We start from the raw sequence: 24227 nt of genomic DNA, 5'->3' as shown, positions 1-24227 counted from the left end.
GTACGACAGGTGGAGAAGATGGCTGGAAAGACTCTGGCGGAGAAGGTGTGGGACCAGCACGTGGTCGTGCGCGGTACGGGAGAGGGCGCGGCGCGACAGCCGGACCTGATCTACATCGATCTGCATCTCGTGCACGAGGTCACGAGCCCGCAGGCGTTCGACGGTCTGCGGTTGGCGGATCGGCCCGTGCGGCGGCCGGACCTCACCATCGCGACCGAGGACCACAACGTGCCCACGGTCGACATCGACAAGCCCATCGCCGACCCCGTCTCGCGCACCCAGGTCGAGACGCTGCGCCGCAACTGCGAGGAGTTCGGCATCCGGCTGCATCCGATGGGTGACGTCGAACAGGGCATCGTCCACGTCGTCGGACCGCAGCTCGGCCTGACGCAGCCGGGCATGACGGTGGTGTGCGGCGACAGCCACACCTCCACCCACGGCGCCTTCGGTGCCCTGGCGATGGGCATCGGCACGAGCGAGGTCGAGCACGTGCTGGCAACTCAGACACTGTCGCTGCGCCCGTTCAAGACCATGGCGATCACCGTCGACGGCGCACTGCCGCCCGGCGTCACGAGCAAGGATCTGATCCTCGCCGTCATCGCCCGGATCGGCACCGGCGGCGGCCAGGGCTACGTGCTCGAGTACCGCGGCGAGGCGATCCGGAAGCTGTCGATGGAAGCACGGATGACCATCTGCAACATGTCCATCGAGGCGGGCGCCCGGGCCGGGATGATCGCGCCCGACGAGATCACCTACGAGTTCCTGGAGGGCCGCCCGCACGCCCCCCAGGGCGCGGACTGGGACGCCGCGGTGGCCGCGTGGGAGAAGTTGAAGACCGACGAGGACGCGGTTTTCGACGCCGAGGTCCACATCGACGGCTCGTCCCTGACGCCCTTCGTCACGTGGGGCACCAACCCCGGCCAGGGCGCGCCCCTCGGCGCGTCGGTGCCCGACCCGGAGGCGATGGCGGACGAGGGTGAGCGCCTCGCGGCCGAGAAGGCGCTGCGGTACATGGGACTCGAGCCCGGAACCCCGCTGCGTGAGGTGCCGGTCGACACCGTCTTCGTCGGCTCGTGCACCAACGGCCGGATCGAGGATCTGCGCGCCGTTGCGGAAGTTCTCCAGGGCCGCAAGGTCGCCGACGGCGTTCGTATGCTCGTCGTACCCGGATCGATGCGCGTTCGTGCCCAAGCCGAAGCCGAAGGTCTCGGTGAGGTCTTCACGGCCGCGGGCGCGGAATGGCGCCAGGCCGGCTGCTCGATGTGCCTGGGCATGAATCCGGATCAGCTGGCGCCGGGCGAGCGCTGTGCATCGACCTCGAACCGGAACTTCGAAGGCCGCCAGGGCAAGGGCGGACGCACCCACCTCGTCTCGCCTGAGGTCGCCGCGGCGACCGCGGTGCGCGGCACTCTCTCCGCTCCGGCGGATCTGGACTAGGTCACGGAACCGAAGGAGAATTTCGATGGAAGCCTTCACCACTCACAAGGGCATCGGCGTTCCGCTGCGCCGGTCGAACGTCGACACCGACCAGATCATCCCCGCGGTGTATCTGAAGCGGGTCACTCGAAGCGGATTCGAGGACGGGCTGTTTGCCGCCTGGCGCACGGATCCGGCCTTCGTACTGAACACTCCGCCGTTCGACCGGGGCAGTGTCCTCGTGGCCGGGCCGGATTTCGGCACCGGGTCCTCCCGCGAGCACGCCGTGTGGGCGCTGTCCGATTACGGCTTCCGCGTCGTGATCTCGTCCCGCTTCGCAGACATCTTCCGGGGCAACTCCGGAAAGGCCGGACTGCTGGCCGCTCAGGTCGAGCAGCCGGACGTCGAATTGCTCTGGAAACTCATCGAACAACAGCCGGGACTGGAGCTGGAGGTCGACCTCGAGCATCGCACCGTGACCGCCGGAACCACCGTGGTGCCGTTCAGCATTGACGACTACACCCGGTGGCGTCTGCTGGAGGGTCTCGACGACATCGGGCTCACGTTACGGCAGGTAGAGGCGATTTCCGAGTTCGAAAACGCAAGGCCGTCTTGGAAACCGCGGACCCTCCCGGCGCCCTGATCCGGCCCCGAATCGGGCCTGGGCGGGCCGGATCCGACGACACGTTCGGATCCGGCCCGCCTGTAATTTGCATGAGAATTGGCGTGGCACATAGACTCTTGCCCGTTTGCGGGTCTACCGTGGACTCGAGTCGGTCTGACGGTGGACCGTTATGTGCGGAGGAATGCAATGAACAAGGCAGAGCTGATCGATGTTCTGACCGAAAAACTCGGTTCGGACAGGCGCACTGCAACGGCGGCCGTGGAGCACATGGTCGACGCGATCGTGCGCGCAGTGCACTCGGGTAAGAGCGTCACGATCACCGGCTTCGGCGTCTTCGAGCAGCGCCGCCGCGCGGCGCGGGTCGCGCGCAACCCGCGCACGGGTGAGACCGTGAAGGTCAAGCCGACGTCGGTGCCGGCGTTCCGCCCCGGCGCGCAGTTCAAGGCGGTCATCGCCGGCAGCCAGAAGCTCCCCGCGACCGGTCCGGCCGTCAAGCGGGGCGCGGCTGCCGCGGCGAAGAAGACCGCGGCCGCGAAGAAGACCGCGGCCAAGAAGACCGCGGCGGCGAAGAAGACTGCCGCCAAGGCAGCTCCGGCGAAGAAGGCGACCACGGCGGCCAAGGCTCCGGCCAAGACCACCGCGGCGAAGAAGACCACGGCGGCCAAGGCTCCGGCCAAGACCACCGCGGCCAAGAAGACCACGGCGGCGAAGAAGACCACGGCGGCCAAGGCTCCGGCCAAGACCACCGCGGCCAAGAAGACCACCGCGGCGAAGAAGACCACCGCGGCCAAGGCTCCGGCCAAGACCACCGCGGCCAAGAAGACCACCGCGGCGAAGAAGACCACCGCGGCCAAGGCTCCGGCCAAGAAGACCACCGCGGCCAAGAAGGCGCCGGCCCGGAAGGCTGCAGCCAAGAAGTAGGGCTGCTGGGAGTAGGGCTGCCGAGAACTAGGGCTGCCAACCGGATACCGTCCGTTCGGCGGCCATCGGGGGGAACCTCGATGGCCGCCGAAGCGCGTTCAGGCGGGCCCGGCGGGCAGCGGGCTGTCGATGTGGTCCACCGCGACGAGCCGGTCGCCGGCGAGCGACAGCACCCACGTGCTGCCCTTGCGGTTACGCGTGTTCGGCGCGGTGGTCCCGTCGTGCTCGGCCCACCATTGCACAAGGTCCGGGATCACCTTGCCCTGGCTGCAGATCACCGGCACCCCGCCGCGCTGGGCGAGGTCGAGCACCCGCTTGCGCCCGAGTTGCGGGTCGGCGCTGTACTCCTCCTCCGTGAGGGAGGGTTCGACGGCAACGTCGATCCCGAGCCGGTCCGCGAGCGGTTGCACCGTCTGCACGCAGCGTGCCCGGTCCGCGGCGACCACGCTGTCGGCGCCGAACGCGAGCAGTTGCGGAACGAGGGCCTGGGCCTGGGCACGGCCCGCCGCGTCGAGCGGCCGGTCCCGATCGTCGCCCCGGTGATTCCTGCGGCTGCCGGCCTTGGCATGCCGCACGATCAGCACGGTCGCCGTGTCCGGCGGCAGGGCCTGGAAGCGGCGCAGCACCGTGTGGTCCATCGGGTACGACAGGGCCGCGAAGGCGTCGTCGGGTGCGAGCCAGCGCAGCTCGTCGACCTCGTCGTTGGGGGTGAACTCCCCGCTGCACTTCTCGGCGGCCCAGTAGTCCACCCGCTTGAGCTTGCGGTGACCCGGCACCGGGTAGGTGACCTTGCCGAGATACCGGCCGAGACGCGCCGAAATCCCGGTCTCCTCCTCGATCTCGCGCAGGGCGGCGACGATCGGGGTCTCGCCGGGATCGAGCTTGCCCTTGGGGAAGGACCAGTCGTCGTAACGCGGCCGGTGCACGACCGCCACGTCGAAACGGTTCCGGTCGGTCGGATTCCGTCGCCAGAGGACAGCCCCGGCGGCGAAGATGTTGGCTCGCATTGCGTTGTCGGAAACGGGGGACACCGACATCCTTCCGATCAGGAGCTACGGCTACGCATGAGCTCTTCTTGATGGTCACGGGCCGCGGTTCCGGGAGCCGGCGACGCGAGCCAGGTTCCGTCGGCCCGCAACGTCCAGCACCGGGTGGCCGGGTCGAGCGCCGACTCGAAGATCGAGTCGAGTTGCGCCGCCAGTCGGGGATCCTTCACCTGTGCCATCACCTCCACCCGGCGATCGAGGTTGCGATGCATCATGTCGGCGCTGCCGATCCAGATCTCGTCGGCTGCCCGGAAGTGCAGGACGCGCGAGTGCTCCAGGAACCGCCCGAGGATGGACCGCACCGTGATGTTCTCGCTCAGTCCGGGTACTCCGGGCTTGAGCGCGCAGATGCCGCGCACGACGATCTCCACCGGCACCCCCGCGCAGGAGGCGCGGTACAGCGCGTCGATGACCTGCTCGTCGACCAGCGCATTGGCCTTCAGGCGGATCCGGGCGTCGCGACCGGCCGCGTGGTGCTCGATCTCGGCGTCGATCCGTTCGATGATGCCCGCCCGCACGCCGTGCGGGGCCACGAGCAGGTTGCGGTACTTCGCCATCCGCGAGTAACCGGTGAGCGTGTTGAACAGATCGGTCAGGTCCGCGCCGATCTCCGGGGCGGCGGTGAGCAGGCCGACGTCCTCGTAGAGCCGGGCGGTCTTCGGGTTGTAGTTGCCGGTACCGATGTGGCAGTAGCGGCGGATGAGCGAGCCCTCCCGGCGGACCACGAGGCACGTCTTGCAGTGGGTCTTGAGTCCCACCAGGCCGTACACCACGTGCACGCCGGCCTGTTCGAGTTTGCGGGCCCACTTGATGTTCGCCTGCTCGTCGAAGCGGGCCTTGATCTCCACCAGCGCCACCACCTGCTTGCCGGCCTCCGCCGCGGCGATCAGTGCGTTGACGATGGGGGAGTCGCCGGAGGTGCGGTAGAGGGTCTGCTTGATCGCGAGCACCTGGCTGTCGGCTGCGGCCTGCTCGATGAACCGTTGCACGCTGGTGGAGAAGGAATCGTAGGGGTGGTGCACCAGCACGTCGCCCTCGCGCAGCGTCGAGAACACGCTCTTGGGGGTCTCGCGTTCGCCGAACGCGGGGTGCGTGGCCGGCACGAACGGCCGGTCCTTCAGGTCGGGGCGGTCCACGCCGTGCACCTGCCACAGGCTCGACAGGTCCAGCAGTCCCGGCAGCTGCACCACGTCGGCGGGATCGACGTCGAGCTCGCGCAGCAGCAGTTCGAGCATGTGCTCGGTCATGTCGTCGGCGACCTCGAGACGCACGGGAGAACCGAAGCGGCGACGGGCGAGTTCCCGCTCGAGCGCCTGGAGGAGATCCTCGTCGCGGTCCTCCTCGACCTCGAAGTCGGCGTTGCGCGTGACCCGGAAGGCGTGGTGCTCGACGATTTCCATGCCGGGGAACAGCACGTCGAGATGTGACGCGATGAGTTCCTCGAGAGGCAGGAACGCGTCGATCTCGTCCGGGGAGCCTTCCCGGCGGACCCGGACGAAGCGATCGACGTTGTCCGGCACCTTCACCCGCGCGAAGTGCTCCCCGGCGGACTCCAGATCCTTCACGGTGACAGCGAGGTTGAGGCTCAGCCCGCTGATGTACGGGAACGGGTGTGCCGGATCGACCGCGAGGGGCGTCAGTACCGGGAACACCTGCTCGACGAAGTACGCGGTCAGGCGCTGTTTTTCGTCGTCGGTCAGATCCTCCCAGTCGATGATGGAAATGCCTTCGGCGGTCAGGGCGGGCAGGACCGAATCGAGGAAGACGAGAGCGTGCCGGCGCGCGATCTCCTGGGTGCTGCGCGCGATGAGCGCGAGTTGCGCTCGTGGCGACAGCCCGTCGGCGGAGCGGACCGACAGGCCGGTTTCGGCACGGCGCTTGAGGCCGGCGACGCGCACCATGTAGAACTCGTCGAGGTTCGAGGCGAAGATCGCAAGGAACTTGGCGCGTTCGAGGAGCGGCAGAGACGTGTCCTCGGCCAGCGCGAGCACCCGCGCGTTGAAGTCGAGCCAGCTCAGTTCCCGGTTGAGGTAGCGGTCCAGCGGCAAGCCGTCGGCGACCGCCTGCAGCATCGTGGCTGCGGGCGGGGCACTCGGCGCCGAGGCCGAACGGGTGGCGGTGGTGCCGTCGAGTCCGGCTCCGCCGTCGCCGGATGCCCCGGCGAACCCGGGAGGTTCGGTGTCGATGCGCTGGTCCGTGGAATCGCCGTGTTTCACACGTCGATCATCCCTCAGTTTCGGAACGGCGGACAATCCGTCGACGTACGTCACCCGAAGTCGGGATGACGAACGGGCATCGGCCATCCGATCCGCCCCAGAGCCGAGGCCGTCGCGGGCCCCACGCCCTGCGCCGTGGCGGCCTCGAGATCGGCGACGGTGTCCACGTCGAGCCGCAGTCCCGGCCAGTCCCCGGCCAGGGGGTGGGCTCCCGCCCGCACGTGACGGTGCGCCGAGTCCGGGCCGAACAGCGGGTGCAGCGGTTCGGTCGTGCAGTGCAGCAGCGCCGAGGTGCCGGTGCCGGTGTGGTCCACGACGACCGCCCGGCCGACCTCGCGCGCCGCGGTCAGGGCCGCGGACAGTTCGGCGGGCCGCAGGGCCGGCAGGTCCGCGTGCAGCGCGACCAGATCCACGCCGGGCTCGCGGGACCGCACCCGCCGGGCCGCGGCGGCGAGCGCCGCATTCAGCGGATCGACGGCGGTGCCGGCCGTGTCGACGGCGGGGGGATCGGCGAGCGTGTGCGCCCCCGCGCGGAGAGCCAGCGCGGCGACATCGGCGTCGGTGGTGATCACGGTGACGGCGAGCCCCTCGACCGCCAGCGCCGCGTGGAGGGTGTCGTCGAGCATCGCGAGCACCAGGGCCGCTCGGGTGCCGGGGTCGAGGACGTGCGCCAGCCGCGACTTCGCCAGGCCGAGGGCCTTGACGGGAATCAGCGCGTGCGCGGCGGTCATGGTCGTCGATTCTGCCAGTCGGCGACGAGGACGGTCGCGGGCGCGGCGGTGGGCGATACTGGAGCGGGCGCGGCGGTGGTCTGCGGACGGGATCGGACACGAGTAAGGGGACTGCGTGAGCAAGGCTGCGGTGTTGGGTGCGGGGTCGTGGGGGACGGCCTTCGCGAAGGTACTGGCGGAGGCCGGAACGGACGTGACGATCTGGGCGCGGCGCGCGGAGGTGGCCGAGGCGATCGCCGCCCGGCACGAGAACCCGGACTATCTGCCGGGCGTCGAGTTGCCCTCGACGTTGCGCGCCACCGCGGATCACCGCGTCGCACTCGACGGAGTGGACTTCCTCGTCCTCGCGGTGCCGTCGCAGACGCTGCGCGCGAATCTCGGGGCGTGGCGCGACGACATCGGTTCCGACGCGACCCTGCTGAGCCTGGCGAAAGGCATCGAGGGCGGCACCCTCATGCGGATGAGTCAGGTGATCGCCCAGGTGACCGGTGCCGAACACGACCGCATCGCGGTGTTGTCCGGGCCGAATCTCGCCCGCGAGATCGCCGATCGGCAGCCCGCCGCCACGGTGATCGCGTGTTCCGACTCCACTCGGGCGCTCGAGATTCAAAGAGCATGTGCAACAGGGTATTTCAGGCCCTACACGAACACCGACGTGATCGGCTGCGAGATCGGCGGCGCGTGCAAGAACGTCATCGCGCTCGCGTGCGGCATGGCCGCCGGTGTCGGCCTCGGCGACAACACGATCGCCTCCATCATCACCCGTGGGCTGGCCGAGATCACCCGGCTGGGAACTGCCCTCGGTGCCAAGCCGACCACCCTGGCCGGGCTGGCGGGTGTCGGCGACCTCGTGGCCACGTGCACCTCGCCGCTGTCGCGTAACCGTTCGTTCGGGGAGCGACTGGGCAGGGGAGGGACACTCGAAAGCGCCCAGGAGGCCACGCACGGCCAGGTGGCCGAGGGGGTCAAGTCGTGCACCTCCGTCCGGGCGCTGGCGGCCAGTTACGACGTGGAGATGCCGCTCACCGACGCCGTGCACCGCGTCTGCTACGAGGGCATGTCGGTGCCCGAGGCGATCGGGCTGCTGCTCGGCCGCCGGATCAAGCCGGAGTGAGACCGTGCCGGGTGACTCCACACGCTGCGTGAAAGCGGTTGCTGCCGAACATATTCCAGGGGCTCCGCTGCAGCCCGGTCCGGTCCTCGCCGCCCCCTACCAGCTCGGCGCGGAGGGCACGGAGACCGACACCTACGCCCGCGCCTCGAATCCCGGTTGGCGTGCCCTCGAATCCGCGCTGGCCGCGCTCGAGGGCGCGGCCGCGGCCCGGGTCGTCGGGTCCGGGATGTCCGCGGTCACCGTCGCGCTGCGGGCGCTGACCCGTGGCGGCGGCACCGTCGTCGTCCCCGCCGACGGGTACTACCAGGTGCGCGAATACGCGCGGGAACGCCTCGAGCCCCTCGGGATCACGGTCCACGAACTCACCGCCGCCCAGTTCGGCGACGGCAGTCTCCGCGCTGTCCTCGCCGGCGCCGGCGAGGGCGCGCTCGTGCTGGCCGAGACCCCGTCGAACCCGGGACTGGACGTCGTCGATCTGCGCGCCACCGCGGCGCTGTGCCGGACGGCCGGCGCCCTGCTGCTGGTGGACAACACCACCGCCACCCCGCTGGGGCAGCAGCCGCTCGCGCTGGGCGCGGACATCGTCGTCGCCAGCGGCACGAAATCGCTCAGCGGGCACAGCGATCTGCTGATGGGGTACCTCGCTGTCGCCGACGATGCACTCGTGCCGGCCCTCGACCGGGAGCGCCTGCTCTCCGGGACCGTCCTCGGCCCGTTCGAGACGTGGCTGGCGCACCGCAGCCTGGGCACCGCCGGGCTGCGCTTCGACCGGCAGTGCGCCAACGCGCTCGCCGCGGCGTCGATGCTGCGCGAGCATCCCGCCGTGCGCGGCGTCCGCTACCCCGGTCTGGGCGACGATCCCGCCCACCCCGTCGCCGCGGCACAGATGCGCCGGTTCGGGCCGCTGGTGACGTTCCGGCTCGACGGCGAACAGCAGTTCCACCGGTTCGTCGCGGCGAGCGAGCTCGTCACCGCCGCGACCAGTTTCGGGGGCATCCACACCACCGCCGACCGGCGCGCCCGCTGGGGCGATCCCGTACCGGCCGGCTTCGTGCGATTGTCCTGCGGGATCGAGGACACCGCCGACCTGCTCGACGATCTCGACCGCGCGCTCTCCCGGTGCTGAGCAGGACTCGGGTATCTACCGGGGCGGCGGCACCGGTACGGTTTGTGCCGTGAGCACACCCCGTATCCGGGTGGCCGTCGTCTTCGGCGGCCGCAGCAACGAACATTCCGTCTCCTGCGTTTCGGCGGGCAGCATCCTGCGCCACCTCGACCCGCAGCGTTACGAGGCCGTCCCGATCGGCATCACCACCGACGGCGCCTGGGTGCTCGCCGACACGGATCCCGAACGGCTCGCCAAGGCGGGCCGCGAGTTGCCGACCGTCGACGCGGAGGGAACGGCGCTGGTGCTCACCGCCGACCCCACTCGGGCCGGTGACATCGTCGCCCTCGACGAGGGCGAGTTCGGCAAGGTGCTCGCCTCCGTCGACGTCGTGTTCCCGGTGCTGCACGGCGCCTACGGCGAGGACGGCACGATCCAGGGGCTGCTCGAGCTCGCCGGCGTTCCGTACGTGGGACCCGGCGTGCTCGCCAGCGCCGCCGGGATGGACAAGGAGTTCACCAAGAAGCTGCTCGCGGCCGAGGGCCTGCCCGTCGGATTCCAGATCGTGCTGCGCCCCGGCGCCGCGACCCTCACCGAGGAGCAGAAACAGCGTCTCGGCCTCCCGGTCTTCGTCAAGCCCGCCCGCGGCGGCTCCTCCATCGGGATCAGCCGTGTCGCCGACTGGGCGGCGCTCGACGCGGCGATCGAGAAGGCCCGCCGGCACGACCCGAAGGTGATCGTCGAATCCGCGATCGTCGGTCGCGAGGTCGAGTGCGGCGTGCTCGAGTTCCCCGACGGCGACGTGCGCGCCAGTGTCGTCGCCGAGATCCGGATGCCCGACCCGTCCGGCGATCACGAGGCGTTCTACGACTTCGACACCAAGTACCTCGACGACGTGTGCGAGTTCGACGTGCCCGCCAAGCTCGACGACGACGTCTCCGACCGGATCCGGGAGCTCGCGGTCCGCGCCTTCCGCGCCCTCGACTGCCAGGGCCTGTCCCGCGTCGACTTCTTCGTCACGGAGGACGGGCCCGTGATCAACGAGATCAACACCATGCCCGGGTTCACGTCGATCTCGATGTACCCGCGTATGTGGGAGGCCAGCGGTCTCGAGTACCGCACGCTGCTGTCCACGCTGGTGGACACCGCCCTGGCGCGGGGGACCGGGCTGCGCTGATCCGCCCTGGCGCGGGGGGACCGGGCTGCGCTGATCCGCCCGGGCGCGGACTAGTCTGGGGGCCATGACTGCCGTGACCCCTGACTCATCTGCAACCGTTTCCGGGGACGTCCGGGCGACCGGCGCCGGGGACACCCGCGAGGCCGTGCACGCCGCGGCCCGTCGCGCCCGCGTCGCCTCCCGCCGGCTCGCCCTGCTCACCACCGCGCAGAAGGACGCCGCCCTGCACGCCGCCGCGGACGCGGTGCTCGCCGCGTCCGACGCGGTGCTCGCCGCGAACGCCGAGGACATCGAGACCGCCCGCGCGGCGGGCACCGAGGAGTCCCTGCTCGACCGGCTCCGGCTGACGCAGGCCCGCGTCGAGGGCATCGCGGCGGGGCTGCGGCAGGTCGCGGGGCTGCCCGACCCGATCGGCGAGGTGGTCCGTGGCTCGACCCTGCCCAACGGCCTCGAGATCCGGCAGATGCGGGTGCCGCTCGGCGTCGTCGGGATGGTGTACGAGGCCCGGCCCAACGTCACCGTCGACGCCTTCGGCCTGGCCCTCAAGTCCGGCAACGCGGCCCTGCTGCGCGGGTCGTCGTCGGCAGCCCACTCCAACGCCGCCCTCGTCGAGGCCCTGCGCGGCGCCCTCGCGATGCAGGAGCTGCCGGAGGACGCCGTACAACTGCTGCCCAGCGCGGACCGGTCCTCGGTCACGCACCTCATCCAGGCACGCGGACTCGTCGACGTCGTCATCCCGCGCGGCGGTGCCGGCCTGATCTCCGCCGTCGTCCGCGACGCCACCGTGCCCACCATCGAGACGGGCGTGGGCAACTGCCACGTGTACGTGCACGCGTCGGCCGATCTGGACATGGCCGAGAAGATCGTCGTCAACGCCAAGACCCGCCGGCCCAGCGTGTGCAACACCGCCGAGACGATTCTGGTGGACAAGGCCGTCGCCGACACCGCCGTACCCCGGCTGCTGCATGTGCTGCAGAACCACAGCGTCACCGTGCACGGTGACCTGCCCGGCCTCGAGCCGGCCACCGAGGCCGACTGGGCGGAGGAGTACCTGAGCCTCGACATCGCGCTCGCCGTCGTCGACGACCTCGACGCGGCCGTCGCGCACATCGACCGGTACGGCACCGGCCACACCGAGGCCATCGTCACCTCCGACCTCGCGGCGGCCCGGGAGTTCTCCGCGCGGGTCGACGCCGCAGCCGTTATGGTCAACGCCTCGACGGCGTTCACCGACGGCGAGCAGTTCGGGTTCGGTGCCGAGATCGGCATCTCCACCCAGAAGCTGCATGCCCGCGGCCCGATGGGACTGCCGGAACTCACCTCCACCAAGTGGGTGGTGTGGGGCGACGGCCACACCCGGCCGGCCTGAGGGTTCGCGACAGCGCTCGACGAGACCGGACCGGACGAGACCCGGACCCGACAGGGCCGGCCCCGACGAAAGGACACAGCGTGGACCGTGCGCTGCCGACCACCCCGCCGATCTTCGCCGACGTCGACGAGGTGATCGACCGCCTCGCCGAGACCGGATACCTCGCCGACAAGGCCACGGCCACGGCGGTGTTCCTCGCCGACCGCCTCGGCAAGCCGCTGCTCATCGAGGGCCCCGCCGGGGTGGGCAAGACCGAGCTCGCCCGGGCGGTGGCGCAGACCTCCGGCGCCGAGCTGGTGCGGCTGCAGTGCTACGAGGGTGTCGACGAGTCGCGGGCGCTGTACGAGTGGAACCACGCCAAGCAGATCCTGCGGATCCAGGCCGGCACCGACCATTCCTGGGACGCGACGAAGCAGGACGTGTTCTCCGAGGAGTTCCTCCTGCCGCGCCCGCTGCTGACCGCCATCCGCCGGGAGGATCCGACGGTGCTCCTGGTCGACGAGGTCGACAAGGCGGACGTGGAGATCGAGGGTCTGCTGCTCGAGGTGCTCAGCGATTTCGCGGTGACCGTGCCCGAGCTCGGCACCATCAGCGCCACCCGCAAGCCCTTCACGGTGCTCACCTCGAACGCGACGCGGGAGCTGTCCGAGGCACTCAAGCGACGCTGCCTGTTTCTGCACCTCGACTTCCCCGACGCCGACCTCGAGCGCCGCATCCTGGCGAGCCGGGTACCGGAGCTGCCCGAGACGGTCGCCGAGCAGCTCGTGCGCACGGTCCGGGTGCTGCGCGGCATGCAGCTCAAGAAGCTGCCGTCGGTGGCGGAGACGATCGACTGGGGTCGCACGCTGCTCGCCCTGGGCCTCGACACCCTCGACGACGCCGCCGTGCGGGCCACGCTCGGGGTGATCCTCAAACACCAGTCCGATCAGCTGCGGGCCGCGGCCGAGCTGCGGTTGAACTGACATGGCCGGGGCACGCCCGCCGGTGCGGGACCAGGGGCCGGCGGCGCCGCACGGCCTGCCCGGCCACCTGGTCGGGTTCGTCGAGGCACTGCGCCGCCGCGGCATTCCCGTAGGACCGTCCGAGACCGTCGATGCCGGCCGGGTCATGTCGGTGCTCGACCTGCTCGACCGGGACGCCCTCCGCGAGGGGCTGGCGTGCGCGCTGCTGCGCCGGCCCACCCACCGCCCGACCTTCGATGCCCTGTTCGACCTGTGGTTCCCGGCAGCGGTCGGCCGCCGCGAGGCCGGCGGGATCGATCCGGCGCTGCCGCGCACCCCGGACGGCGAGATCGACTTCGAGGCGCTGCGGGATCTGATCGCCGAGATACTCGCCGACGACTCCGCCGACGCGGTCGAGCTCGTCGAGCTGCTGACCGCGCAGATCGTCGAGGAGCTGGGGCAGTACACCTCGGGCAACGGACCGTCGTTCTCGGCGTACCAGGCGCTGCGCCAGGTGTCGCCCGAAACGCTGGTCTCGAAGATCCTCGAGGGCCTGCTCGGCAACGCCGGCCCGGAGGAGCGGGCTCAGGACACCGAGTACGCCACCGAGGTGGCGCGCCGCACGGCGGCGCGCCGAGTGGCGGATTTCCGGGCCATGGTCGAGCGCGAGACGCGTCGCCGCACCGCCGAACAGGTCGGACGCGACCGCGTCGCCACCTACGGGGTGCCCAAGCTCGCCGAGGAGGTCGACTTCCTGCGTGCCACCGACGCCGAGCTCACCGCGCTGCGCCGCAGCGTCACCCCGCTGGCGCGGCTGCTGGCGAGCCGGCTCGCCGCGCGCCGGCGGCGGGCCCGTGCGGGAGCGATCGACCTGCGCCGGACGCTGCGCAAGTCGATGTCCACCGGCGGGGTGCCCATCGACCTGGTCAACCGCAAGCCGCGCCCGGCCCGTCCGGAGCTGGTGGTGCTCTGCGACGTCTCCGGGTCGGTCGCCGGCTTCTCCCACTTCACCCTGCTGCTCGTGCATGCCCTGCGCGAGCAGTTCTCCCGCGTCCGGGTGTTCGCGTTCATCGACAGCACCGACGAGGTCACCCACCACTTCTCCGCCGGCGCCGACCTCGGGGCCGCTATGTCGCGGATGCTGCGCGAGGCCGAGCTGATCGCCTACGACGGCCACTCCGACTACGGTCACGCGCTGGGCGTGTTCACCGAGCGGTACGCGCACAGCCTCACCAGCCGCAGCTCCCTGCTCGTGCTCGGTGACGCGCGGACCAACTACCGCGATCCCAACCTCGGCGCCCTCGAGCACCTGGTGGCCGTCGCCCGGCACGCCCACTGGCTCAACCCGGAACCCCGCGGCCAATGGGGAGCCGGAGATTCGGCGGCGAAGGCGTACGGCGAGGTGATCACGATGCACGAGTGCCGGTCCGCGCAGCAGCTCGCGCAGGTGGTGGCGGGCCTGCTGCCGGTGTGAACCCGTAAGCTGGACAATCGTGCATGAGCCATCCGCCCCGAATCCGGCGCCGCGACGTCGCGACGGTGACACACGACACGGCGTCGGTGACACACGACGTCGCGTCGGTGTCATGGGCGGCACCTTCGACCCCATCCACCACGGGCACCTCGTCGCAGCCAGCGAGGTGGCCGACCGGTACGACCTCGACGAGGTCGTGTTCGTGCCCACCGGACAGCCGTGGCAGAAGTCGGGGAGCGAGGTCAGCACGGCCGAGGACCGCTATCTGATGACGGTCATCGCGACCGCCTCGAATCCGCGGTTCTCCGTCAGCCGGGTCGACATCGAGCGGGACAAGGCCACCTACACTGTCGACACGCTGCGCGACCTGCGTTCGCTGATGCCCGACGCCCAGCTGTACTTCATCACCGGCGCCGACGCGATCGCCTCGATCCTGTCGTGGCAGAACTGGACCGAATTGTTCGAGCTGGCCCGGTTCGTGGGAGTGTCGCGTCCGGGCTACGACCTGCACGTCGAGCATCTCGCCGAACACCTCGAGAAACTGCCCGCCGACACCGTCGGTCTCGTCGAGATCCCCGCGCTGGCGATCTCCTCGACCGACTGCCGGACGCGGGTGCGTGACCACAGGCCCATCTGGTACCTGGTGCCGGACGGGGTGGTGCAGTACATCACCAAGCGCAACCTGTACCGGCCCGCGAACTCGCGGCGCCTCGACGGGGCGGCGACCGTGTCATATCCCCACGCCGAGTCCCACCCCCACCCCGAGTCCCACCCCCACCCCGAGAGGAAGACCACGCAGTGACGGCAACTGCAGAAGCCATCGAGATGGCACGCATCGCGGCCCGCGCGGCCGACGAGAAACTGGCCACCGATGTCGTGGTGCTGGACGTGTCCGAGCAACTGGTCATCACCGACTGCTTCGTGATCGCCTCCGCGGCCAACGAGCGTCAGGTCAACGCCATCGTCGACAACGTCGAGGAGAAGCTGCGGCTGGCAGGCCACAAGCCCGTGCGGCGCGAGGGCACCCGCGAGGGTCGCTGGACGCTGCTGGACTACGTCGACGTGGTGGTACACATCCAGCACGACGACGAACGCAACTTCTACGCACTCGACCGGCTGTGGAAGGACTGCCCGGTGATCACCGTCGACGGCATCGGCGCTCCCGCGCCGGCCGACGACACCGGCGCGGGGTCGCCCGCGGCCGACGACACCGGCGCGGGGTCGCCCGCGGCCGACGACACCGGCGCGGGGTCGCCCGCGGCCGACGACGCCACGCCCACCGCGGACGACACGCCGGGCGACCGGTGACCCATCGGGTACCGGTCCGGCGCCTGATCCTGGTGCGTCACGGGCAGACCGAGTACAACGCCACCAGCCGGATGCAGGGGCAGCTCGATACCGAGCTGTCCGAGCTGGGGCGGCGTCAGGCCGTGGCCGCCGCCCGGATCCTCGTCGAGCACCGGCCCGTGGCGATCGTCTCCTCCGATCTGCGGCGCGCCTACGACACCGCCGTCGAACTCGGTGACCAGGCCGGCCTGCCGGTGGCGATCGATCCGCGGCTGCGCGAGACCCACCTCGGCCGGTGGCAGGGCCTGACCCACCACGACGTGGACTCGGTGTCCCCGGGGGCGCGGGCAGCGTGGCGGGCCGACGCCACCTGGGCGCCTCCCGAGGGGGAGAGCCGGGTCGACGTGGCCCGGCGCAGCGCCCCGGTGATCCAGGAACTGCTCGACAAACACGAGCAGTGGGTGCAGCGGCCGATCATCGTCGTCGCGCACGGCGGACTGATCGCGGCACTGACCGCCGCACTGCTCGATCTCCCGGTCGACCGGTGGCCGGTCCTCGGCGGACTCGGCAACACCGGCTGGGTCCAGCTCAGCGGATACGGGGACCAGCCCGCGTGGCGGCTCGACGTGTGGAACGCGACGGCTACGGTGGCGGCCGATGACGTCCTCTGACCCACGGCCGGTGGCCGGGCCGCAGCGGCCGACGCTGCTCGTGATCGGTGACTCGCTCAGCTACTACGGCCCGAAGGGCGGACTGCCGGCGGACCATCCGCGGATCTGGCCGAACATCGTGGCGCGGGAACTCGACTGGGACGTCGAACTCGTCGCGCGGATCGGGTGGACGACACGCGACGCGTGGTGGGCGATGACGCAGGATCCACGCGTGTGGGCGACGATCCCGCGGGCCGGTGCCGTCGTGCTGGCCGTGGGCGGCATGGACACCCTGCCGTCCCCTCTGCCGACGGCGCTGCGGGAGACCCTGCGCTACGTGCGGCCGCCGCGCCTGCGCCGCGTCGTGCGGGAGACCTACGGATGGCTGCAGCCCCGGCTCTCGCCCCTCGGCTGGCCGGTGGCCCTGCCGCCCCGGGTCAGCGTGGACTACCTCGAAACCATCCGCGAGTCGCTGGCGTACATGCGGCCGGACCTGCCCGTGATCGGCACGCTGCCGTCGGTGCATCGCAGCGAGCAGTACCGCGCCGTGCACCGCGGCCGTCCCGCCGCGGCCCGGGCGATCAACCGCTGGGCGTCCGAAAAGTCGGTTCCCCTGGTCGATCTCGGCGAGGCCGTGCACGCGGACATCCACTCCGGCGCGGCGAACCCGGACGGCATCCACTGGGGCTGGGACGGGCACAGCGAGGTGGCCGCCGCGGTTCTCGAGGCGGTACGGATGGTGCGCCGGGATGCGCGCGCCGCCGCGGAGGACATACGGTAGGCGGCGTGTCTGTAGTAGTGGTGACCGACTCGTCGTGCTGTCTCGACCCGGAAATGGTGGAGCGGTACGACATCCGTGTCGTGCCGCTGCACGTGATCGTCGACGGTGTCGAATTGCGCGAGGGCGTGGACGATCTGCCCGCCGACCTGTCCGGCGTCACCACCTCCGGTCCCTCCCCGGCCGAACTGACGGAGGCGTACGCCGAGGCGCTGTCGGACAGCGGTGGCGACGGCGTGGTCGCCGTGCACCTGTCCCGTGAGCTGTCGGGTACCTGGTCGGCCGCCCGCTACGCCGCCGACGCCCTCGGTGACCGGGTACAGCTGGTCGACAGTCGAACCACCGCAATGGGTTTGGGATTCGCTGCCCTGGCGGGGGCGGAGCTGGCCCGGTCCGGTGCGAGCGTGCGGGCCGTCTACGAACGGGCTGTGGAGGTCGCCGCCCGCAGCCGGACCCTGCTGGTGGTCGACCGGCTCGACCATCTGCGCCGTGGCGGCCGCATCGGCACCGCCACGGCCCTGCTGGGCACCGCTCTGGCGATGAAGCCGGTGCTCCACCTCGTCGACGGCCGGCTGGTGCTGCGGGAGAAGACCCGCACCATGACCAAGGCGATGGCGAAGCTGGTCGACGGCGTCGTCGACACCGCGGACCCGGTGACCGCGGTGGCCGTCCACCACCGCGAGGCCCCCGAACGCGCCGAACAGCTCGTCGCGCAGCTCGCCGAGCGGCTGCCCGCCGGCACCGCGCTGTCGGTGTCCGAACTCGACGCGGTTCTCGGCGCACACGTCGGTCCCGGCGCCGTCGGGGTGGTCGTCTCCCGCGCGTAGGGGTTGTCCACAGGCACACGATTCATCCACAGATTCGCCGGATCGCTTCGGCGGCCGCGTGGACGGCGGCCGGATCCGGTTAGCGTCGCGCCATGGGCAGCAGCGACGAGCACGATCTCGTGCGCAGCCGGCTCGACGCGATCGCCCGGTCCGCCGGCGATCGGGCATCGGCAGCGCCGACGATCCCGCACCAGGCGGACGACGAGCCGCACCCGTGGTACGACCCGGCCGGCACCGTCGAGCCGCCGGGTCCGCTCGAGCGGTTGCGCGCGGCGCGCTGGCAGACCGGCCGGGGTGGGGCCGGGGCCCTCGCCGCGGTCGGTGTCGTGGCGGTGCTGGCCACACTCGTCGTGGTCTGGGGCGATCGTCCCGTCGCGGAGCCGGTACCGCCGCTGCCGGCGGTGGAGGTTGCGGCACCGGCGGCCGACCCCGTTGCGTCCCGGCAGGACACGGCGCCGGACGAGGTGGTGGTCAGCGTGGTGGGCCTGGTGGGCAAGCCCGGCCTGGTGCGGGTCGCGCCCGGCGCGCGGGTCGCCGACGCCCTCGCCGCCGCGGGCGGCACCCTCGACGGTGCGGACCTGACCACCCTGAATCTGGCGCAGCGGCTCGCGGACGGAGACCAGGTCGTGGTGGGTGCGTCGCCGCCGGTTCCGCCGGCGAGCGGGGTGTCCGGCTCCGGCGGCGAGGGTGGGGTCGGGGAGCCCGGCGCACCCCCCGGGGCGGGGCCGGTGAACCTCAACACCGCCGACGAGGCGACGCTCGATGCGCTGCCCGGCGTCGGTCCCGTCACCGCGGCCGCGATCGTCGCGTGGCGCCGGGACAACGGGCCGTTCACCGACGTCGAACAGCTCGCCGAGGTCGACGGGATCGGTCCCGCTCGGCTGGCACGCCTGCGGACGCTGGTCGTGGTGTGACCGCGCCCGACCGCGACGACGCGCGACTGGTGCCGGGCGCGGTCGCGGCGTGGGCCGCAACCGCGCTCGGGTTGCACGCCGGCTGGCGGGTCTCGTTCGGGATCGCGGCGACGGCCGCCGTGTGCGCGGTGGCCACGGTCGTCGTGGCACGGCGACGACGGCTTCGTGCCGCGGCCCGGCCGCTGCTCGCCGCTCTCGTCGTCGCTGCCGGATTCTCGGCGGCGGTCGCACTGCGGGTGTGGGCGGCCGAGACGCATCCGCTCGCCGCCGCGGCCGCGCGCGCCGGCTGGGCCACCCTGGTGGTCGAACCGACGGAGGACCCGAAAAGATTGGGAGACAGTGCGTTCGGTGGGGACCAGGTGCTGGTGCCGGCAACGTTGCACCGCGCCGAGCTGGGACCCGACCGGTACTCGGGCGGCGGCGCCGTCGTGGTGTTCGCCCCTGTCGACGAGTGGGCGGAGCTGCTGCCGGGCCAGCGGATCACCCTGCGCGGACGGCTCGCCGAACCGGACGGCGCGGATCTGACGGTGGCCGTGGTCCGTGTCGACGGCCCGCCCCGATCGGTGCAGGCCCCCTCGCAGGTGCAGCAGTGGGCGGGACGGATCCGCGAGCGGCTCGCCTCGGCGTCCGGAGCGGTGCTCCCGCCCGCTGCGGCCGGGCTCTTGCCGGGCCTCGTCGTCGGCGACACCTCACGGCTGTCCGACGACGTCCGGGAGAGCTTCCGGGTGGCGGGACTGACCCACCTGACCGCGGTGTCCGGGGCCAACGTCAGCATCGTCCTCGGCGCGGTGCTCCTCGCCGTGCGGGGCCTCGGCCTCGGCCCCCGCACCGGCACGGCGCTCGCGGCGGTCGCGCTGGTGGCGTTCGTCGTCGTCGTGCGCCCGTCGCCGAGTGTGCTGCGCGCCGCCGCGATGGGAGCGATCGGGTTGCTCGCTCTGGTGACGGGCCGGCGCCGGCACGGCCTGCCGGCCCTCGCGGGCGCGGTCGGCGCCCTGCTCGTCGCCGCACCGGAACTCGCGACGGACGTCGGGTTCGCCCTGTCGGTCGCGGCCACCGCCGGGCTGGTGCTGGTGGCGCCGGCCTGGGTGACCCGGCTCCGTGCCCGCGGCTGGCCCCGCTCGGCGGCGGAGGTGTGCGCCGTCTCGGCGGCCGCGTTCGTCGTGACCGCCCCGATCGTCGCCGCACTGTCCGGCACCGTCAGCGTCGTGGCGGTCGCGGCCAACATCCTCGTCGCGCCGGTACTTCCGCCGTTGACCGTGCTCGGTACCACCGTCGCGGTGGTCTCCACGGCGTCGCCGACGGCGGCGGAGCTGCTCGCCCGCGGCACCGCACCCATGCTGTGGTGGATCCTCGAGGTGGCGGACCGCGCGGCCGACCTGCCCCTGGCCGAGGTGCCCGTGCCCGGAGGCGTGGGCGGAGCAGTCGCCGTCGGGGGCGGGCTCGTCGCCGCCCGGTGCCTGCCGCGACTGTGGCGTGGACGCCGGCCCGGGGCACCGGCGGTGATGTCCGGCCGTCGTGGCACGATCGACCCGTGAGCAACCCGCAGCTGCATCTCGTGCTCGGTGACGAAGACCTCCTCGTCGAACGCGCCGTCGCGCGGATCGTCGGTGACGTCCGGGCGCGGACGGGTGCGGGGTCCGAGCTGCCCGTCTCGCGGCTGCGCGCCGGGGACGCCGGCGCGGCCGAACTCGCCGAGCTGCTGAGCCCGTCGCTGTTCGCCGAGGACCGGGTGGTCGTCCTCGAATCCGCCGCGGAGGCCGGCAAGGACGCCGTCGCGCTGATCCTCGATGCGGCGACCGAACCGCCCGAGGGGGTCTCCCTGGTCGTCCTGCACAGTGGCGGCGGCCGCGCGAAGGCCATGGTGGGCGCCCTGCAGAAGTGCGGCGCCGAGACCCACGAGTGCGCCAGGATCACCAAGGCGGCCGAGCGGGTGGACTTCGTGCGTGCGGAGTTTCGCGCGGCGGGTGTGCGGGTCGCGCCGGAGGTCGTACAGGCGGTCATCGACGCCGTGGGCTCCGACCTGCGGGAGCTGGCAGCGGCGTGCAGCCAGCTGGTCGCCGACACGGGCGGCAAGATCGACGCCGCAGCCGTGCAGCGCTACTACTCCGGCAAGGCCGAGGTCACCGGGTTCGAGGTGGCCGAGAAGGCCGTGGCGGGCGACGAGCCGGGGGCGCTGGAATCGTTGCGGTGGGCGACGCATCGGGGCGTCGCGCACGTCCTGCTCGCCGACGCCCTCGCGGATGCTGTCCACACGATCGCGCGGGTCGGCTCGGCCGGGCGCGGGGACCCGTTCAAGATGGCATCCGAGCTCGGGATGCCTCCGTGGAAGGTGAAGAAGGCTCAGGCCCAGGCACGCGCGTGGGACCCGGGATCGATCGGGGCGGCGCTGCAGGTCGTGGCCGACCTCAATGCCGACGTCAAGGGCGCGGCCGCGGACGCCGACTACGCGGTGGAGCGCGCCGTGCGCCGCGTCGCGGGGCTGGCCGGCCGGACCCACTAGACGACGGAAGCCGCCCGGTCCGAGGGACGGGGCGGCTTCCGGAGCAGAGCTTGCGTTCTACCTCAGAGTCCGTTGGCGACCTTGGCCAGGGCGGACTTCTTGTTGGCGGCCTGGTTGGCGTGGATCACGCCCTTGCTGGCAGCCTTGTCGAGCTTGCGGCTGGTGGAGACGAGGAGCTCGGTGGCCTTGTCCTTGTCACCGGCGGCCGCGGCCTCGCGGAAGGAACGGATCGCCGTGCGCAGCGAGGACTTGACCGACTGGTTGCGGAGTCGGTTGCGCTCGTTGGTGCGGATCCGCTTCACCTGGGACTTGATGTTGGCCACGCGTAAAATCCTGTCGTCTTGCTGGTAGTTGGTCGGAAAGCTCTGGGCGCACTACGGCACCGACGGACCACGATACCAGCGGCCTGTCGCAAACCCCAAACCGGGCGCCGGAACCGCCGGTGGTGACGGGCAGGTGACAAGCGGGTTTCCGGCACTGCACAGCCCGGCATCCTGTAGCAGGATTTCGGGCATGAGCAGCCGAACAACCGTCGCCCGACCCCCCGACCGCTCCCGCTCGCGCAGGCGTTCCGACGGGGTGTTCGACGGCTATCGCGACGTGCCCGGCTACACGCTCGCGTTCGACGAGATGTTCGACGAGGCCGGTGGGGTGCGAGCCCCCTACCGGCGGCTGCACCAACGGTTCGTCTCCACCGGCGCCGACGAGCTCGCGGCGCGCACCGAGGCCCTCGGCCGCGCCTTCACCGACCAGGGCGTCACCTTCTCCCTGTCCGGACAGGAGCGGCCCTTCCCGCTCGACCTGATGCCCCGGGTCATCGCGGCGGCGGAGTGGGCCCGCCTCGAACGGGGCATCACCCAGCGGGTGAAGGCGCTCGAGATGTTCCTCGACGACGTCTACCGCGAGCAGCACATCCTCCGCGACCGCGTCATCCCCAAGCGGCTGGTGACCTCGTGCGAGCACTTCCACCGCGAGGCCGTCGGCATCGTCCCGCCCAACGGCGTCCGGATCCACGTCGCGGGCATCGACCTGATCCGCGACGAGAACGGCACGTTCCGGGTCCTCGAGGACAATCTGCGCTCGCCGTCCGGGGTGTCGTACGTCATGGAGAACCGGCGGGTGATGGCCCGGATCGCCCCGGACCTGTTCCGCGAGCACCGGGTGCGTCCCGTCGGCGACTACGCCTCGCACCTGCTGCGGGCGCTGCGGGCGGCCGCCGCGCTCAACGCCGCCGACCCGACCGTGGTGGTGCTGACCCCCGGCGTGGCCAACTCCGCGTATTTCGAGCACTCCCTGCTGGCCCGGCAGATGGGTGTCGAACTCGTCGAGGGCCGGGACCTGTTCTGTCGTGACAACGCGGTCTACATGCGCACCACCGAAGGCGAACGGCAGGTCGACGTGATCTACCGCCGGATCGACGACGCCTTCCTCGATCCGATGCAGTTCCGTCCCGACTCCGTGCTCGGCGTCGCCGGCATCCTCAACGCCGCCCGCGCCGGCAACGTCGTGATCTCGAGCGCCGTCGGCAACGGTGTCGGCGACGACAAGCTCGTCTACACCTACGTCCCCGAGATCATCGACTACTACCTCGGCGAGAAGCCGCTGTTGCCCAACGTCGACACGCTGCGCTGCTGGCTGGACGAGGAATGCGAGGAGGTGCTCGACCGTCTCGACGAACTCGTGATCAAGCCGGTGGAAGGCTCCGGCGGGTACGGCATCGTGTTCGGTCCCGACGCCTCGCCCGCCGAGCTGAAGACCATGACCCGCAAGATCCGCAACGACCCGCGCAGCTGGATCGCCCAGCCCGTCGTGCAGTTGTCCACCGTTCCCACCCGGGTGGGGGACCGGCTCGCGCCGCGTCACGTGGACCTGCGGCCCTTCGCCGTCAACGACGGGGAGGAGGTGTGGGTGCTGCCCGGCGGTCTCACGCGCGTCGCGCTGCCCGAAGGGTCGCTCGTGGTGAACTCGAGCCAGGGCGGCGGCAGCAAGGACACGTGGGTGCTCGCCGCGCGCAGTTCCGGGGAGGAACGAGAACTCGGCGGCGCCCAGGTGGTCGACCGGCCGGCGCACGGCGCGCAGGTCGAGCACGGACCCGACATCGGCGGCCCGCAACAGCAACAGCAACAACAGCAGCAGCAGAGCGGGCTCGGGGGTGGGCGCTGATGCTGGCCCGCAATGCCGAGTCCCTGTTCTGGATCGGCCGCTACGTCGAACGCGCCGACGACACCGCCCGCATCATGGACGTCGCGGTGCACCAGCTGCTCGAGGACTCCACGGTCGACCCCGACCGCACCTGCCGGCAGCTGCTGCGGGTACTCGGATTCGCCGAGCCGCCGGGCGTGCTGGACGTGTCCACCGTGGTCGACCTGATCGCGTTCGACCGGCAGGGGCAGGGGTCGATCGTCGATTCCGTCGCGCACGCGCGCGAGAACGCCCGCGGCGCCCGCGAGGTCACCTCCAGCGAGATGTGGGAGTGCCTGAACGCCACCTACAACGGTCTCGCCGAGCGCAAGCGGGCCGCCCAGCGGCTCGGACCGCACGAGTTCTTCCGGTACGTCGAGGAGCGTGCGGCGATGTTCGCGGGCCTGGCGGACTCGACGCTCAGCCGCGACGACGGCTATCGCTTCCTGCTGCTGGGCCGGTCCATCGAACGCGTCGACATGGTGGTACGGCTGCTGCTCTCCCGGGCGGGCGACCGCCCGGGCTCGCCGACGTGGGCGACGGTCCTGCGGTCGGTCGGTGGTCACGACACCTACCTGCGCACCTACCGCGGTGCCCTCGACGCGAGCCTGGTGCTCGAATTCATGCTGCTGGACCGGCTGTTCCCGCGGTCGGTGTTCTTCGCCATCAGCGAGGCCGAGCGGTGCCTCGGTGCGCTCGACCGGCATCCGCACAGCCGGATCGGTGCCCGGGACGAGGCGCAACGTCTGCTCGGCCGTGCCCGCAGCGAACTCGAGTTCCTCGCCCCCGGACGGCTGCTCGAGGATCTGCAGACGCGCCTGCAGTCGCTGCAGGAGATGTGCCGGCAGGTCGGCGAGGCGATCGCGCTGCAGTACTTCCACGCAGCGCCGTGGGTGGCCTGGACCGATGCCGGCGCGGCACAGGGGGAGACGATCGTGGAGGGTGAGTTGTGACC

At 71.5% G+C, this 24227-nt stretch carries 23 protein-coding genes; 19 read left to right on the top strand and 4 right to left on the bottom strand.

All coding sequences use genetic code 11. The features are described 5' to 3' along the window. Positions 1-18: 18 nt before the first annotated feature. From leuC to HFP48_RS16810, 3 genes are all read left to right on the top strand, one after another. Complete coding sequence (leuC, locus tag HFP48_RS16820) at positions 19-1437, top strand: 3-isopropylmalate dehydratase large subunit (protein WP_210432760.1); 1419 nt, start codon at positions 19-21, stop codon at positions 1435-1437. 25 nt (positions 1438-1462) lie between these two features. Beyond that, complete coding sequence (gene leuD, locus HFP48_RS16815; protein ID WP_006934268.1) at positions 1463-2059, top strand: 3-isopropylmalate dehydratase small subunit; 597 nt, start codon at positions 1463-1465, stop codon at positions 2057-2059. Positions 2060-2227: 168 nt separating this feature from the next. Next, on the top strand, positions 2228-2962 hold the full coding sequence (locus HFP48_RS16810) for an HU family DNA-binding protein (protein ID WP_043796505.1): 735 nt from the start codon (positions 2228-2230) through the stop codon (positions 2960-2962). A 98-nt stretch (positions 2963-3060) separates the two neighbouring features. On the opposite strand, the gene HFP48_RS16805 is transcribed toward HFP48_RS16810, so the two are convergent. From HFP48_RS16805 to cofC, 3 genes are read right to left on the bottom strand one after another with little or no spacing between them, the layout of a single operon-like run. Beyond that, positions 3061-3999 (bottom strand): NUDIX hydrolase, encoded by a 939-nt coding sequence (locus HFP48_RS16805; protein ID WP_168579778.1) that lies wholly within the window; start codon positions 3997-3999, stop codon positions 3061-3063. An 8-nt stretch (positions 4000-4007) separates the two neighbouring features. Continuing rightward, a complete protein-coding gene (locus tag HFP48_RS16800) occupies positions 4008-6224 on the bottom strand; it encodes an RNA degradosome polyphosphate kinase (RefSeq protein ID WP_050035410.1) in 2217 nt (738 codons plus the stop codon). Between the two features lie 50 nt (positions 6225-6274). Continuing rightward, positions 6275-6955 (bottom strand): 2-phospho-L-lactate guanylyltransferase, encoded by a 681-nt coding sequence (cofC, locus tag HFP48_RS16795; protein ID WP_006933746.1) that lies wholly within the window; start codon positions 6953-6955, stop codon positions 6275-6277. Between the two features lie 115 nt (positions 6956-7070). Here cofC and HFP48_RS16790 point away from each other — a divergent pair, with 115 nt between their 5' ends. The 14 genes from HFP48_RS16790 to holA all read left to right on the top strand — a co-directional run bounded on the left by HFP48_RS16790 (position 7071) and on the right by holA (position 21091). Beyond that, positions 7071-8069: an NAD(P)H-dependent glycerol-3-phosphate dehydrogenase gene (locus HFP48_RS16790; RefSeq protein ID WP_006933747.1), complete on the top strand. Its 999-nt coding sequence runs from the start codon at positions 7071-7073 to the stop codon at positions 8067-8069. 4 nt (positions 8070-8073) lie between these two features. Continuing rightward, the gene (locus HFP48_RS16785; RefSeq protein ID WP_006933748.1) at positions 8074-9195 is read left to right on the top strand and encodes a cystathionine gamma-lyase; all 1122 of its coding nucleotides are present in this window, start codon (positions 8074-8076) and stop codon (positions 9193-9195) included. 49 nt (positions 9196-9244) lie between these two features. Further along, positions 9245-10351: a D-alanine--D-alanine ligase family protein gene (locus HFP48_RS16780; protein ID WP_006933750.1), complete on the top strand. Its 1107-nt coding sequence runs from the start codon at positions 9245-9247 to the stop codon at positions 10349-10351. A gap of 64 nt (positions 10352-10415) precedes the next feature. Further along, positions 10416-11720 (top strand): glutamate-5-semialdehyde dehydrogenase, encoded by a 1305-nt coding sequence (locus tag HFP48_RS16775; protein ID WP_168579777.1) that lies wholly within the window; start codon positions 10416-10418, stop codon positions 11718-11720. 80 nt (positions 11721-11800) lie between these two features. Beyond that, the gene (locus tag HFP48_RS16770; protein ID WP_006933754.1) at positions 11801-12682 is read left to right on the top strand and encodes a MoxR family ATPase; all 882 of its coding nucleotides are present in this window, start codon (positions 11801-11803) and stop codon (positions 12680-12682) included. A 1-nt stretch (position 12683) separates the two neighbouring features. Then, positions 12684-14135, top strand: coding sequence for a VWA domain-containing protein (locus tag HFP48_RS16765; RefSeq protein ID WP_029544388.1), 1452 nt, complete (start codon positions 12684-12686; stop codon positions 14133-14135). Between the two features lie 19 nt (positions 14136-14154). Then, positions 14155-14937, top strand: a complete 783-nt coding sequence (gene nadD / locus HFP48_RS16760; protein ID WP_080688406.1) for a nicotinate-nucleotide adenylyltransferase — start codon at positions 14155-14157, stop codon at positions 14935-14937. Continuing rightward, on the top strand, positions 14934-15443 hold the full coding sequence (gene rsfS, locus HFP48_RS16755; RefSeq protein ID WP_006933760.1) for a ribosome silencing factor: 510 nt from the start codon (positions 14934-14936) through the stop codon (positions 15441-15443). The genes nadD and rsfS overlap by 4 nt, the downstream gene beginning before the upstream one ends. Then, positions 15440-16093: a histidine phosphatase family protein gene (locus tag HFP48_RS16750; RefSeq protein WP_006933762.1), complete on the top strand. Its 654-nt coding sequence runs from the start codon at positions 15440-15442 to the stop codon at positions 16091-16093. Before rsfS ends, HFP48_RS16750 begins: the two co-directional genes overlap by 4 nt. Further along, positions 16080-16853 (top strand): diglucosylglycerate octanoyltransferase, encoded by a 774-nt coding sequence (octT, locus tag HFP48_RS16745; protein ID WP_029544384.1) that lies wholly within the window; start codon positions 16080-16082, stop codon positions 16851-16853. Before HFP48_RS16750 ends, octT begins: the two co-directional genes overlap by 14 nt. A 5-nt stretch (positions 16854-16858) precedes the next feature. Beyond that, a complete protein-coding gene (locus HFP48_RS16740) occupies positions 16859-17677 on the top strand; it encodes a DegV family protein (RefSeq protein ID WP_029544382.1) in 819 nt (272 codons plus the stop codon). A gap of 92 nt (positions 17678-17769) precedes the next feature. Beyond that, positions 17770-18591, top strand: coding sequence for a ComEA family DNA-binding protein (locus HFP48_RS16735; RefSeq protein WP_168579776.1), 822 nt, complete (start codon positions 17770-17772; stop codon positions 18589-18591). Next, entirely contained in the window at positions 18588-20126 is a 1539-nt protein-coding gene (locus HFP48_RS16730) for a ComEC/Rec2 family competence protein (protein WP_043797377.1), read from the top strand. Before HFP48_RS16735 ends, HFP48_RS16730 begins: the two co-directional genes overlap by 4 nt. Then, positions 20123-21091, top strand: a complete 969-nt coding sequence (gene holA / locus HFP48_RS16725; RefSeq protein WP_006933777.1) for a DNA polymerase III subunit delta — start codon at positions 20123-20125, stop codon at positions 21089-21091. Before HFP48_RS16730 ends, holA begins: the two co-directional genes overlap by 4 nt. A gap of 62 nt (positions 21092-21153) precedes the next feature. On the opposite strand, the gene rpsT is transcribed toward holA, so the two are convergent. After that, positions 21154-21414, bottom strand: coding sequence for a 30S ribosomal protein S20 (rpsT, locus tag HFP48_RS16720; protein ID WP_003937021.1), 261 nt, complete (start codon positions 21412-21414; stop codon positions 21154-21156). Between the two features lie 190 nt (positions 21415-21604). Here rpsT and HFP48_RS16715 point away from each other — a divergent pair, with 190 nt between their 5' ends. Then, complete coding sequence (locus tag HFP48_RS16715; protein ID WP_006933779.1) at positions 21605-23254, top strand: circularly permuted type 2 ATP-grasp protein; 1650 nt, start codon at positions 21605-21607, stop codon at positions 23252-23254. Further along, positions 23254-24225: an alpha-E domain-containing protein gene (locus HFP48_RS16710; RefSeq protein WP_006933787.1), complete on the top strand. Its 972-nt coding sequence runs from the start codon at positions 23254-23256 to the stop codon at positions 24223-24225. The genes HFP48_RS16715 and HFP48_RS16710 overlap by 1 nt, the downstream gene beginning before the upstream one ends. The last annotated feature ends 2 nt before the right edge of the window (positions 24226-24227 follow it).

Source organism: Rhodococcus sp. DMU1 (genome assembly GCF_012272955.1).
Lineage (GTDB): Bacteria > Actinomycetota > Actinomycetes > Mycobacteriales > Mycobacteriaceae > Rhodococcus > Rhodococcus aetherivorans.
This window is presented reverse-complemented; position numbering and strand designations above follow the sequence as displayed.